The 12,875-nt window shown below is 75.9% G+C and carries 13 protein-coding genes; 5 read left to right on the top strand and 8 right to left on the bottom strand.

Annotation, left to right across the window (positions count from 1 at the left end; all coding sequences use genetic code 11):
- The first annotated feature begins 7 nt into the window (after positions 1–7).
- From V6U79_RS04840 to V6U79_RS04830, 3 genes are read left to right on the top strand one after another with little or no spacing between them, the layout of a single operon-like run.
- Positions 8–925, top strand: a complete 918-nt coding sequence (locus V6U79_RS04840) for a hypothetical protein (RefSeq protein ID WP_334613611.1) — start codon at positions 8–10, stop codon at positions 923–925.
- On the top strand, positions 918–3,602 hold the full coding sequence (locus V6U79_RS04835; protein WP_334530281.1) for an FtsK/SpoIIIE domain-containing protein: 2,685 nt from the start codon (positions 918–920) through the stop codon (positions 3,600–3,602). Before V6U79_RS04840 ends, V6U79_RS04835 begins: the two co-directional genes overlap by 8 nt.
- On the top strand, positions 3,599–4,258 hold the full coding sequence (locus tag V6U79_RS04830; RefSeq protein ID WP_334530278.1) for a hypothetical protein: 660 nt from the start codon (positions 3,599–3,601) through the stop codon (positions 4,256–4,258). Before V6U79_RS04835 ends, V6U79_RS04830 begins: the two co-directional genes overlap by 4 nt.
- A gap of 37 nt (positions 4,259–4,295) precedes the next feature.
- On the opposite strand, the gene V6U79_RS04825 is transcribed toward V6U79_RS04830, so the two are convergent.
- From V6U79_RS04825 to V6U79_RS04815, 3 genes are all read right to left on the bottom strand, one after another.
- Positions 4,296–5,561, bottom strand: a complete 1,266-nt coding sequence (locus tag V6U79_RS04825; RefSeq protein ID WP_334613609.1) for a cupin domain-containing protein — start codon at positions 5,559–5,561, stop codon at positions 4,296–4,298.
- 9 nt (positions 5,562–5,570) lie between these two features.
- A complete protein-coding gene (locus V6U79_RS04820; protein WP_334526108.1) occupies positions 5,571–5,873 on the bottom strand; it encodes a hypothetical protein in 303 nt (100 codons plus the stop codon).
- Between the two features lie 138 nt (positions 5,874–6,011).
- Positions 6,012–7,433 (bottom strand): endo-1,4-beta-xylanase, encoded by a 1,422-nt coding sequence (locus V6U79_RS04815; RefSeq protein ID WP_334526105.1) that lies wholly within the window; start codon positions 7,431–7,433, stop codon positions 6,012–6,014.
- Between the two features lie 187 nt (positions 7,434–7,620).
- Between V6U79_RS04815 and V6U79_RS04810 the strand changes: the two genes are divergently transcribed.
- Positions 7,621–8,364, top strand: coding sequence for a PIG-L deacetylase family protein (locus V6U79_RS04810; protein ID WP_334526102.1), 744 nt, complete (start codon positions 7,621–7,623; stop codon positions 8,362–8,364).
- A 10-nt stretch (positions 8,365–8,374) separates the two neighbouring features.
- Positions 8,375–9,124, top strand: coding sequence for a DUF72 domain-containing protein (locus V6U79_RS04805; protein WP_334613608.1), 750 nt, complete (start codon positions 8,375–8,377; stop codon positions 9,122–9,124).
- A 94-nt stretch (positions 9,125–9,218) separates the two neighbouring features.
- Here V6U79_RS04805 and V6U79_RS04800 read toward each other — a convergent pair whose 3' ends face one another.
- From V6U79_RS04800 to V6U79_RS04780, 5 genes are all read right to left on the bottom strand, one after another.
- Positions 9,219–9,647, bottom strand: coding sequence for a DUF2267 domain-containing protein (locus tag V6U79_RS04800; RefSeq protein ID WP_334526096.1), 429 nt, complete (start codon positions 9,645–9,647; stop codon positions 9,219–9,221).
- Between the two features lie 302 nt (positions 9,648–9,949).
- Complete coding sequence (locus V6U79_RS04795) at positions 9,950–10,819, bottom strand: DUF72 domain-containing protein (RefSeq protein WP_334526093.1); 870 nt, start codon at positions 10,817–10,819, stop codon at positions 9,950–9,952.
- 51 nt (positions 10,820–10,870) lie between these two features.
- A complete protein-coding gene (locus tag V6U79_RS04790) occupies positions 10,871–11,269 on the bottom strand; it encodes a TraR/DksA family transcriptional regulator (protein ID WP_334526090.1) in 399 nt (132 codons plus the stop codon).
- A gap of 117 nt (positions 11,270–11,386) precedes the next feature.
- Positions 11,387–12,106, bottom strand: a complete 720-nt coding sequence (locus V6U79_RS04785; protein WP_334613606.1) for a nucleoside/nucleotide kinase family protein — start codon at positions 12,104–12,106, stop codon at positions 11,387–11,389.
- 68 nt (positions 12,107–12,174) lie between these two features.
- The gene (locus V6U79_RS04780; RefSeq protein WP_334613604.1) at positions 12,175–12,783 is read right to left on the bottom strand and encodes a winged helix-turn-helix domain-containing protein; all 609 of its coding nucleotides are present in this window, start codon (positions 12,781–12,783) and stop codon (positions 12,175–12,177) included.
- Between the last annotated feature and the right edge of the window lie 92 nt (positions 12,784–12,875).

Below are 12,875 nucleotides of genomic sequence, written 5' to 3'. Positions count from 1 at the left end.
GGCCGCCGTGTCCATCATCGAGGACGTGGGGGCGCAGGTGCGCGCCGCCGCCGAGGAGCTCCCCCTCGCCCAGCTCGCCCTGGCCCTGGAGAAGTTCGGCCAGGCCACCGAACGGCTGCGCTGGGTACGGCAGGAGTCGGCGAACCCGATGGGGGTGCCCGAGCTCTCCGCCGCCACCGAGCACGCCGAGTCCGCCGGGCACGCGCTGCGGGTGGCGCAGGAGCAGCTCTCGGCGTACCTCGCGGCGATCGGGCTGGCCCCCGACGGCGCGCCGCCACCCCGGGCGGCGACCCCCGGCGGGCCGCGGCACGACGCGCCGCGTGAGCAGGCCGTGCCGGAGGCCGCCCCGACGGCCGGGCGGCACGCCGACCCGACGGTGAAACGGTGGTGGTCGGTGCGGGTGGCGGAGCTGACCGGCGGTCGGGAGGGGCCACCGGACGAGCCGGACGAGCGGGTCGCCGACTCCCGCGAGCTGCTGCGCCGGGTGGTCACCGGGGTCCGCTCCGGCGACCGGGACCGGCTGCACCGGGAGCTGCGCCGGGCGCACGCCGACGTCGGCCTCGGGCTGGCCGCGGTGGCCCCGCCGCTGCTGCGCGACCTCGCCGGTGAGCTGCTCGGGCATCCGCCCCGCGCGGACGACCTGGGCCGGCTCCGGCGCGAGCTGGACGGCCGGGTCCGCGACCTGCTGCCCGGGCTTCCCCCGCCGGTGCTGGACACCCTGCTCACCCGGGTGTGCCGGATGCCTCCGCCGCGCCGGGACGAGGGCGGGCAGCCACACGCCGCCGACCCGGCGGTCACCGCGGGCGTGGTGACCGGGGTGCTGCTGGCCCGGCTGGGCCGCGACCTGCCCCGCGGCGGCGACGACCCGGGGTCCGCTGCGGACCGGGGCACGGCCGGCCGCGCCGAGGGCGGACACCGTGGCTGACCTGCGCAACCAGCTGGTGTCGCGGGTGCGCGGGATGCTCTCCGAGGCGCTCGGCGCCACCCGCGCCCGGCTGGCGACGGCGGAGGCGGAGCTGACCGCCGCGCGGGAGCGGCAGGCCCGGGTACGGCGGGCCGCCGCCGGCGTACCGCAACGGGTCGCCGGGGAACGCGACCGCCGGCTGGCCGAGATCGACGACCGGCACGCCGCCCGGATCGCGGAGCTGGCCCGCCGGGCCGCCGCCGCCGCGCTGCGCGAGGCGCCCGGCGCGGCCTCCGCCGGCTGGGACACCTGGCACGCGGCGCCGGCCGGCCGCGGCGAGCCGGTCGGTCCGGTCCGCGTCGGCACCCTGCGGATCACGGGCGCGGAGCCGGTGCCGGCGCTGGTGCCGCTGCTGGACGCCGGGCACGTGCAGCTGACCGGCGACGACCGGTCCGGCTGCGACGCGGTGGTGTCGGCGCTGCTGCTGCGCGGCGTCGGCCGGGCCGACCCGGGCGCGGTCCGGCTGTACGGCTACGACCCGGAGCACCTCGGCGGCGGCCTGGCCGGGTTCGCCCCGCTGGGCACCGCCGGGCTGCTCACCTTCGTCGGCCCCGGCGGGCTGGGCCGGCTCCTCGACGACCTGGTGGAGCAGATCCGCCGGATCAACGAGACCGTGCTCGCCGGGGAGTACGCCTCGCTGCAGGAGCTGGCCGCGGCGACCGGCCGGCGGCCCGAGCCGTGGCGGGTGGCGGTGCTGCTCGGCGGGGACGAGCTGTCCCGGCACGAGCGCGGCCAGCTGGACCGGGTGGTCCGCACCGGGGCCGCCTGCGGGGTGCACCTGGTGGTCCGGGGCATCCCGCTGGCGGAGGACCCGACCGTCACCCGGATCGTCGCCGCGCCGGGTGACACCCGCGTCGGCGCCCCGCCCGGCCTGCCGGTACGCCTCGACCCGCCGCCGCCGGCCGCGCTGGTCACCGAGACCTGCCGGGAGATCGCCACCCGGGTCAACGCGGGCCCGCCGCCGGCGCCCTTCACCGACCTGCTGCCCCCGCCGGAGCAGATGTGGAAGGAGGACTCGGCGCACGGGCTGACCACGCCGATCGGCGAGGGCCCGCACGGCCGGCCGGTGCTGCTCACCCTCGGCGACTACCCACCGCACGCGCTGATCGGCGGCCCGTCGGGCACCGGGAAGACCAACCTGATCTTCGCCTGGATCGGCGCGCTGGCGTCCCGCTACTCCCCCACCGAGCTGGAGTTCTACCTGCTCGACTTCAAGGAGGGGGTGTCCTTCGCCCGGTTCGCCAAGGGGCGGCGTGACCCGAGCTGGCTGCCGCACATGCGACTGGTCGGGATCAACGTCAACACCGACCGGGAGTTCGGGCTGGCGCTGCTGCGCTTCCTCGCCGAGGAGCTGCGCCGGCGCGCCGACGCCGCGAAGAAGCACGAGGTCACCAAGCTCGCCGAGCTGCGGGCGGTGGACCCGACCGGGCACTGGCCCCGCATCGTGGCGGTGGTGGACGAGTTCCAGGCGCTGCTGGCCGGCCGGGACGTGGTGGCCCGGGAGGCCGCGGACCTGCTGGAGGACCTGGCCCGGCGGGGCCGCTCGCAGGGCATCCACCTGGTGCTCGCCTCGCAGGACGTGCGCGGCATCGAGGCGCTGTGGGGGCGCCCGGCGCTGGTCGCCCAGTTCACCCTGCGCATCGCGCTGCCCAAGGCGCTGCGCATCCTGGCCGAGCGGAACGACGCCGCGCAGGCGCTGCCCCGGCACCACGCGGTGGTCAACGCCGAGTCCGGGATGACCGAGGGCAACCAGGTGGCCCGGATCCCGTCGGCCAGTGACTGGGAGACCTGGAGCGAGCTGCAGCACCGGCTGTGGCGGATGCGCCCGCAGGACGCCGCGCCGGCCCGGCTCTTCGACGGCGACGCGGTCCCCCGGCTGGCCGACGCGCCGGACTTCCGGGCGCTCACCCCGGCCGGCGGTGACACCCCGCAGCGTGGTCCGGTCGCCCTGCTCGGCGAGATCATCGACGTGCAGTCCCGTTCGGCGACGCTGCGGCTGCCCCGGGCGCCCGGGCGCAACCTGGCGGTGCTGGGCACCCGGGTGGACGAGGCGTGCGCGGTGCTCGACGCGGCGGCCCGTTCCCTGGCCCGGCAGCACCGGCCGGGCACCGCCCGGTTCTCCATCGCCTGCCTGGACCCGGACGCCGACCCGGCGGCCCGCGCCCTCTACGAGGACCTGGCCGACGACGCCGCCTGGTACGACGAGGAGACGGTGCCGGAGCTGATGGCGGAGACGGCCGAGGCGTTGGACCGGCCCGGTACCCCGGCCACCCCGCACTACCTGCTGCTGTTCGCCGTGGACGCGGCGGCGGGCGCGCTGGCGGGGCGGGCGGGCGGGCGCAGCGGGCTGGAGCAGCTGCGCCGGATCCTGCACGACGGGCCGGAGCGGCGTACCCATGTGCTGGCCTGGTGGCGTGGGGTGGCCCGGATGCGGGTGGACCTGGGTGGGCCGGCGTCGCGGACCGACCAGATCGGCGCCTGGGTGGCCCTGGACGTGCAGGGCGGGGAGCTGGGCTCGTCGCTCTACCCGGGCACCGGCGGCCCGGACTGGTATCCCCGGCCGTGGCGGGGGCTCTTCTTCGACCGCGCGGTGCACCGCACCGGACAGGTGATCATCCCTTATGGTCCGTCCCGATGAACGAACCGGTCACCAGTGACACCTACGCCGCCCACGTCCGCCGCCTCGCCGACCTGACCGGCCGGGTGGCCGCCCAGCGCGCCGAGGCACGCGACTGGCACGACCAGCAGTGCGCCGCCGCGCGACGCGCGGTAGCCGAGGCGGCCGCGCAGTTGCGGGCCGCCGAGGAGGAGGTGGCGGCGGCCCGGTCACTGCTGGAGCGGGTCGACGCCGAGGTGGGGCACCTCTGGGCGGAGCTGCGCTCCCGGATGGGCGCCCGGGGTCTGGGCGACCCGCCGGGGCCGGCCCGGGGCACGGCCGACGACCCGGTGCCGCTGCTGCGCGGGGTGCGCGAGCTGCTGGAGCGCACCGGGCAGCGCGGTGAGCTGCCGGCGGCGGTGAACCCGCTGCTGGCGCTCTGCGGCGTGGCGGGCGCGCTGGTCGCGTACGCCCTCGGCGCCGGCGCCCGGGTGTTCGGCCAGCGGTACGGCGGTGACCTGGCGGTGGGGATGCCGGTGCTGGCCCTGGTGGTCACGCTGCTCGGCCCGGTGGCCGGCCTGGCCCCGGCGAAGCGGCTGGCGGACCGGCGGCACGCCCTGCTCGGCCCACGGCCGATGGCGGTCGTGCTGGTCGCCGGGGTGGCGACGACGGTGGCGCTGCTGGTGCTGAGCCGCTGACCGTCCGCCGGCCCCGGCGCGGCCGGGACCGCGGCGGTCAGGCGGGGACGGCGACGGCCTCGCGGAGCAGCCGGCGGGCGAGGACCAGCCGGTCGGCGTCGTCGTCGAGGCCGGGCAGGTCGCCGACCCGGGTCACCGCGCCGGTGAGCAGGGCGCGCAGCGCCGCTTCGCAGGTCGCGGGCAGGGTGATCGTCCGGTCGGTCAGGCGCAGCGCGACCCGGTCGCCGGTGGCGGTGAGCTGCCAGCGCAGCCCGCCGCGGGGGGCGATGTGGGCGTCGGCGTCGAGCGTGGCGAGCGCGGCGGCCTGGGCGAGCGGCCGGATCGGCGCCGGCCGGGCGGCCGGCCAGGCGCGGGCGCGCAGCCGGGCGGCGACGGCCGCCGGGTCGGCCCGCAGCAGCCAGTCGCGCAACGCCTCGACGGTCTCGGTGAGCTCGGGTTCGATGGCCTCCGGGTCGGCGACGTCGGTGCCGAAGGGCAGCCCGGCGCGCAGCCGGGGATCCTCGGCGGCCAGGGCGAGCAGCTCCTCGACCAGCGCGTAGCGGGTCAGCGCGCGGATGCCGACGGTCAGGTGCAGCGAGCTGGACTCCTGCGCCTGGGCGCTGTGCAGCCAGCCGCGCGGCAGGTAGAGCGCGTCACCCGGGGCGAGCACCACGTCGAGCGCGGCCGGGCCCTGGGCGGTGGCGGAGACCTCGTCGGCCCGCCCGCCCCAGGGCTGCCGCTCCAGCGGGTCGGGCAGCAACGGCGGGTGGATCCGCCAGTGCTTGCGGCCGTCGACCTGCAGGACGAAGACGTCGTGGGTGTCGTAGTGGGTGGCGAAGCCCTGACTGCCGGCGGGGGTCAGGTAGGCGTTGACCTGCAACGGTTGCCCGAGGGCGGCGCCGAGGTCACGGGCGAGGTCGACCAGGGCGGGCCAGGTGCGGTGCAGGCCCTGGAGCACCAGGGTGGCGCCGGAGGCGTACAGCTCCAGCACCTTCTCGTCGAGGACCTGGTCGCCGATCTCGGCGCCGGCGCCGCCACCGCCGGTGAAGCGCGCCGCCGGCACGAGCTGGCCGTCCTTGGCGACGCGCAGGAAGGGGGTACGCAGACCGCGCCGGCTGAGCAGCTCGTCGGCGTCGGCGGGGCTGAGCAGGTCGGTGAAGCCGGCCGGGTTGGGCAGCTCGTCGGCGCGGGAGAGCAGCGGCGCCTTTCCCCAGTAGGCGGCGGCGAACTTGGCCGGCTCGACGCTGACGCAGCGGGCCAGCGCCTCGGTGGCGGACGGCACCGCCGGGCAGCCGTGGCCGCCCGGCGGGTCGATGATCGTCACCCCGGTCCGTCAGGCGCTGCCGTCGGCGCCACCGTCGGCGTGGCCGGGGGTCGCACCGCCGTCGGCCGGACCCTCCGCGCCACCGTCGGCGCCACCGTCCTGGTGACCCGGGGTCGCACCACCGTCGGCCGGACCCTCCGCGCCACCGTCGGCGCCACCGTCCTGGTGACCCGGGGTCGCACCACCGTCGGCCGGACCCTCCGCGCCACCGTCGGCGCCACCGTCCTGGTGACCCGGGGTCGCGCCACCGTCGGCCGGGCCTTCCAGGCCACCGCCGCCGGTGGTCTGCATGTCGTCGTCGTTGAGTGCCATGGGTGCTCCCTCGGGTGTGCGCCCCCGCCGTAGGTCGGGGTCCGTCGTGCAGCGGGTGGTACCCCACACGATCTTCTCTAACCACACGGTAGACGGCGTGGCCCGGCGGCACGGACGGTTCGCCGGGCCCGCCCGGAGTCAGCCGTTGCGACAGGTGACGCCGTTGAGGGTGAAGGCGCCGGGCGACGGGTTGGTCCCGCCGTGGGTGCCCTGGAAGCCGAAGCCGACCGTGCCGCCGGCGGGGATGGTGGCGTTCCAGCCGGCGTTGCGGGCGGTGACCTGCGTCCCGGTCTGGGTGACCGTGGCGTTCCAGCCGTTGGTCACCCGCTGTCCGGCGGTGAGGGCGAAGCCGACGGTCCAGCCGCTGACCGCGGTCGCGGCGTCGTTGCGGACCCGGACCTCGGCGGTGAAGCCGGTGTTCCACGAGTTGGGCAGGTAGTCGACGGTGCAGCCGGTCGGCGGCGTGGGGCCGGGCGTGCCGGGCGGGGTGGTCGCGCCGAGCGCCTCGGCGACGGCCCGGTAGGCCGGTTTGGGCGCGTAGTTCTCGTCGAACATCAGCGCCGCGCCCTGGCCGGGGAAGAACTCGGGGATCCACGAGTAGCGGTCGGTCAGGCCCCAGGTGGTGACGCCCCGGCAGCGGGTCACCGCCAGGCAGGCCTGCCAGACCCGGCGGTAGTCGGCGGCCTGCTGGGCCAGCCGGGTCGCGTCCGCGGGCAGCGGCATCCGGACGTCCAGTTCGGTGATCCGCACGTCGACCCCGAGGTCGGCGAAGCGTTGCAGGTTGGTCTGGAGGTCGCCGGGGACCTGGCCGAGCACCAGGTGGGCCTGGAAGCCGACGCAGTCGAGCGGCACGCCGCTGGCCTTCAGGCTCTTCACCAGGTCGTACAGGGCGTTGCTCTTGGCGCCCCGCCCCTCGATGCCGTAGTCGTTGAGGCAGAGCGCGACGTCGGGGTCGGCGGCGCGGGCGGTGGTGAGCGCGTCGGCGACATAGCCGTCGCCGAGCTTGCGCTGGAAGACGGAGTCGCCGCGGCGCGAGCCGTCGCCGTTGTCGGAGAACGCCTCGTTGACGACGTCCCAGGCGGCGACCCGCCCCCGGTACCGGGTGACCACCGTGGTGATGTGGTGGCGCATGGCGGCGCGGAGCTGGTCGGCGGGGAGCGTGCCCACCCAGTCGGGCAGCGCCTGGTGCCAGAGCAGGGTGTGGCCGTACAGCTTCTTGTCGGTGGTGGCGGCGTAGTCGGCCACCTGGTCGGAGTCGGTCCAGCGGAACTGCCCCTGGACGGGTTCGACGGAGTGCCACTTCATAACGTTCTCGGCCACGACCAGGTTGAACTCGTTGTCGGCCACGGTCCGGTACGCCGACTCGCCGAGCCGGTCGACGGCGAGGGCGAAGCCGACGTCCCGCCCGTGGGCGGCGGCGAGGGTCTTCAGGCCGGTGGCGGCGGCCGCCGGGCCGGGGCGGCCGACGGCGACGCCGGCGGCGAGGACGGTGGTGGCGGCGAGCACGGTGGCGAGCAGCGCCGAGCGGGCGCGGCCGGGGCGGTGGGGGTGGATGGGCATGCGTTCCCTGTCCTTCGTGGCGGGCGCCGGGGACGGCGACGGTCGTCGAGGACGTCGATGGGAGCGCTCCCGGCATCGTCTCAGCGGCGGGCCACCCCGTCAACCCACCGGGCGCCGCCACGCCGGGCCGGCACGAACGGTGCGGTGGTGCCAGGATGGAGACCGGGCCGACGGTCGGGAGGTCACCATGGCGCAGCCGCAGCCGCTGACGCCGCTGCCGGAGGACTGGCGGCGGGCGCTCGCCGTGGTGGCCCACCCCGACGATTTGGAGTTCGGCGCCGCCGCCGCCGTGGCCCGCTGGACCGGGCAGGGCAGAGAGGTCGTCTACTGCCTGGTGACCAGCGGCGAGGCGGGCATCGACGGGATGACCCCCGACCGGGCCCGGGTGGTGCGGGAGGAGGAGCAGCGCGCCTCCGCCGCCGCGGTCGGGGTACCGACCGTGGACTTCCTCGGCCTCCCCGACGGGCTGCTGGAGTACGGCGTGCCGCTGCGGCGGGCGATCACCGAGGTGATCCGCCGGCACCGGCCGGACATCGTGCTCACCACCAACTTCCGGGACACCTGGGACGGGGAGTACGCGCTCAACCAGGCCGACCACATCGCCGTCGGCCGAGCCACCCTCGACGCGGCGCGCGACGCCGGCAACCGGTGGATCTTCCCGGAGCAGCTCACCGACGGGGTCGAGCGGTGGAACGGGGTACGCGAGGTCTGGGCCGCCGCCTCGCCGCTGGCGCGGCACGGGGTGGACGTGACGGCCACCTTCGCCGCCGGGCTCGCCTCGTTGCGCGCGCACGACGCGTACCTGCGGGGACTGGGCGACGGGAGTTTCGACCCGGAGGAGTTCCTGGAGGGCATCAGCCGCCCGGTGGGCACCCGGCTCGGCGTGCGGTACGGCGCCGCCTTCGAGGTCTTCCCGCTCGACCTGCAGTAGGGCGGTCGCGATGATCCTGCTCGGCACCTCCGGCTGGCAGTACCGCGACTGGCGGGACCGGTTCTACCCGCCGAAGCTGCCGCAGCGGCTCTGGCTGGAACACTTCGCCACCCGGTTCGCCACCGTGGAGGTCAACAACGCCTTCTACCGGCTGCCGGAGCGGGACACCTTCGCCGCCTGGCGGGCCCGCACCCCGCCGGACTTCTGCGTGGCGGTGAAGATGAGCCGCTACCTGACCCACATCAAACGGCTGCGCGAGCCGGCGGAGCCGGTGGCCCGCTTCCTCGGCCGGGCCACCGCGCTCGGCGACCGGCTCGGCCCGGTGCTGGTGCAGCTCCCACCCAACCTGCCGGCCGACCCGGCGGCGCTGGACGCCACGTTGCGCCTCTTCCCCGCCGAGGTGCGGGTGGCGGTGGAGCCCCGACACGAGTCCTGGTGGAGCCCGGAGGTCCGCCGGGTGCTGGAGCGGCGGCGGGCCGCGCTGGTCTGGGCCGACCGGCTCGGCCGGCCGGTGGCCCCGCTGTGGCGGACCACCGACTTCGGCTACCTGCGGCTGCACGAGGGGCGGGCCCGCCCCTGGCCCCGCTACGGCCGAACGGCGCTGGCCTCCTGGGTGCGCCGGCTCTCCGCGGCCTTCACCGACTCCGAGCCGGTGTACGTCTACTTCAACAACGACCCGGGTGGGGCGGCCGTGGTCGACGCGGTGGCCTTCGCCGGGCTGGCCCGCCGGGCGGGCCGGACGGTCAGCCGTGCGACCTGAGCGTGCCGGCCGCCGCAGCGAGGGCCCGATCCGGTGCCCGAACCGGCCGACGGCCCGCCCCACCGGTGGGTGGGACGGGCCGTCGTTCCCCCGGTCAGGGGATCATCCGCTGCATGTCGCCGGGCATGTTGGACTTGACGTCCGCCCACTCGCCCTGGGTGACGTGCGCGCGCAGGGTGTCGAGCACCACCTGCGTGACCCGCTCGGGGCCGCCCTCCACGTCGTACGGGAAGCCCTGGCGGACCTCGTAGAGGAAGTCGTTCCGGTTGAGCTTGATCGGGACGTCCTGCGGCTGCCAGCCGTCGAAGTAGATCCCGCGCAACAGCACCGGCAGCTGCTGGGAGAACTCCACGCTCTCCTGCACCGGCATCCGGTCCCGCAGCAGGTGCAGCACCGTGCGCAGCGCCGCGTACGACTGGTTGCGCTGCTCCTTGGGCCAGCCGTACGCCTGCTCGATGTCCTTGAGGATCAGGTTCGTCTTGTCCAGCGAGGATTCGAACGCGGAAACCAACTGCTCAGCCATCTGCCCACCCCCGTGTGTCGCTCTCCCACCGTCGGTCGTCGTCACGCCGCGGCGGCCCCGACGGACCCCGCCAGTGCCGTAGCGGACTGTCGCCCCGCGCGGCCGGCGCCGGTCGTCGGACGTCCTCGCGCCCACCGACCACGTGCAGCACGGCGCCACGACGTGGATCCGCCACCACCCGAACCGCCATAGCGGTCACCTCCGTACCTTCTCGGACGTCGCCGGGCCGCGTCGGCGACCGGCGGTGTCCATGCTGCGTCGCGGCGGGGTGAGCCGGCCTCGCCCGACCCGGGTGAAGGCGGTCAGGCGTCGAGCAGGCCGGTCAGGGTGGCGGCGTTGGTCTGCGCGTAGTCCCGGTAGCAGTTGTTCATCAGCACGTGGGTCCGCTCGGCGGAGTCGGCCAGCTCGCGCAGCCTGGGCGCCCAGTCCCGCAGCTCCCGGTCGGAGTAGCGGTAGCCGAACTTCTCGTGGATGTCCTTGCTGGTCCACTTGTCGCTGTGGCCGTGGAAGCGCACCACGGCGAGGTCCGCCGTGGCGGCCAGCACCGGGGGTACGGAGGAGCGGTGCCCCTGCGGCATGTCCACGCAGACGTACGCGAGCCGGTGCTCGCGCAGGAAGGCCAGGGTCTCGTCGGCGTTGGCGCCGTCGAACCAGGAGGCGTGCCGGAATTCGAAGACCGGCCGCAGCGGCCGGCAGCGGCGCTCCACCTCCAGCAGGTACTGCTTGTTCTCCCGCTTGATGGTGAACCAGGGCGGGAACTGGAACAGCAGCGCGCCGAGCTTGCCCGCCGCCACCAGCGGGTCGAGCGCGGAGAGGAACCGGGTCCACACCTCCTCGTACGCCTGCGCGGGCAGGTCGTCGGGGTAGATGTTCTTCTTCTCCGTGTCGGGCCGCAGGTCCTTGTAGAGCGCGGAGACCCGGGTCGGGTGCCCGGTCAGCAGGCTGAACGCCTTGACGTTGAAGGTGAAGCCCGGCGGGGTGCGCTCCCCCCAGAGCCGGGCGGTCCGCTCGGCCGGCGGGGAGTAGTAGGTGGCGTCCACCTCGACCAGCGGAAACTGGCGGGCGTAGTGGGCCAGCCGTTTCTCCGGGGTGTCGGCGGTCTGCGGGTACCAGCCCGAGTCGAGCAGGGTCCGGTCGGTCCAGGACGCGGTGCCCACGAGGATGTCACCCATGGGGAGAGTCCACCGCGCCCGGACCGGGTCGGCAACCGTGCGGGGCGCCGGTCAGGCGGCTCGCCGCTCGCGGGTCTGCTTGCAGGTGACGCAGGCGGTGGCGGACGGGAAGATCTCCAGCCGCTCCACGGGGATCGGCGCGGAGCACCCCTCGCAGAAGCCGTAGGTGCCCTCCTCGAGCCGGGACAGGGCGCGCTCGAACTGGGTCCGCCGGTCGAGGATCGTCCGGAGCAGGGACTGGGCGGTGTCCCGCTCGGCCGTCTTGGTGCCGCTGTCGGCCTGGTCGTCGCCGGCGGTGTCGCCGACCTCCACCAGCCGCAGCACCTGGCTCTGCTGGACGGCCTGCTCGTACTCCGCGGACAGCTCGTCGTAGCGGGCCTGCAGCGAGAGCCGGATCTGGTCGATCTCCGCCTGGGATCGGCCCGTACCGACCGTGTCGTGGACGAGCATCTCTGCCTGCCTTTCGTGGGACTTCGGCTGTCCGTGGCCGGGTGCCCCGGAAACGGTCCGCACGGGTGAGATCACCCGTGCTCTGTGAGCCGGGCGATTACCCACCTCCCCAGTGGATCAAACCGACGAATTTTCCGGCCCCGGTCCGGCCGATGGATCCGGCTCGACCAGCGCCGGGTGGCGGGGGTCGTCGGCGCGGATCACGACGTCGGCGAAGGAGGCCGGGTCGACCTCGTCGGCGTACCGGGCGAAGGCGGGCAGGGTCCACCGCTGCCGCGGGTCGGTGCGCCGGGCCAGCGCGGCCGGCGAGAGCGCCAGGTGCACGGTGACGTCGAAGGGCAGGCCCCCGCCGAGCAGCAACGCCCCGCTGACGAGCAGGACGGCGCCGGGCGGCAACGGGACGTACCCGGCGCGGCTGGCGCGGTCGGTGGCCGCGTCCCAGAGGGAGGGGAGCACCCGTCCGGAGCCGGCCGCGCCGGCCGGGTCGAGCACCTCCCGGCGCAGTCCGGCCTCGTCGGTCCAGCTCTCGTAGTACGCGTCCGGGTTGGTCCGCCCCTGCTCGAACCGGATCGAGGCCGGGCGCAGGAAATCCTCGGCGCGCACGTGCAGCACCGGGCGGCCGAGCGCGCGCAGCGGGTCGACCAGCGCGGCGGCAAGTCGTTCGGGAGCGGCGGCCGGCGCGCCGTCGACGGCGACCCGCAGCCGGGCCGGCGCCCCGCTCCCGCCGGTCGGCGCGGGGCCGCCGACGACCGCCGGGGCCGGGTCGGACGCGGCCGTGAGGAGGCGCTCGGTCAGCTCGGCGACGAGTCGTTCGGGCGAGATGGGTCGGACGCGCATCCGACCATGGTGCCCCGGACCGCCGGCGGGCCGCCGGTGGTCTCCGGCCCGGTGGCGCGGGGGTCCGGTCAGCCGGCGCGGTCGATGGTGACCCGGGCGTCGTCGGCGAGCCGGTAGCCCACGCCGTAGACCGTGGTGACCAGGGGGACGTCCACGCCGACCTTGCCGCGCAGCCGGCGCACGTGCACGTCGACGGTGCGGACCCCGGCGTGCTCGTAGCCCCAGACCGCGTTGAGCAGCTGGAGCCGGGTGAAGACCCGGCGCGGGTGGGCGACCAGGTGCAGCAACAGGTCGAACTCCAGCCGGGTCAGCGGCAGCGGTTCACCGTCCCGTAACACCGAACGGGAGGAGGCGAGGATGTGCAGGGCCGGGATGGTCGGGGCGAGCGATCGGCCCGGGGACCGGCCGGCGGGCGTCGACTCGGGGCGGCGCTCGGCGGGGACGGCGCTGGTGGCGATGACACCCTCACCGCGTTCCAGCATCTCGCGGGCGGCCTCGAGCAGGCGACGGGCCGGCGGGGTGAGCGACTCCTCACAGGCCAGCGGAATGGAGAGGGTCACGGTGAGCACGGGCGCGGCGGTGTTGGCCGGACGGCGCTGGCCACCAGGGGGACGACCGGGGACTGCGGGCTGGGACGTATGCCATCCGGCGCGCGACGAGGCGGGGCTGACCGACATGGTCCTCCTTGGCTGGTCCGGGTAATCCCACGGCCCGGGACGCCGCTTCATCGATGCTTCCCGGCACCTGAGCGAGGGTCAAGGGGCGGCCG

This window comes from Micromonospora psammae (assembly GCF_036902725.1).
Classification (GTDB): Bacteria; Actinomycetota; Actinomycetes; order Mycobacteriales; family Micromonosporaceae; genus Micromonospora.
This window is presented reverse-complemented; position numbering and strand designations above follow the sequence as displayed.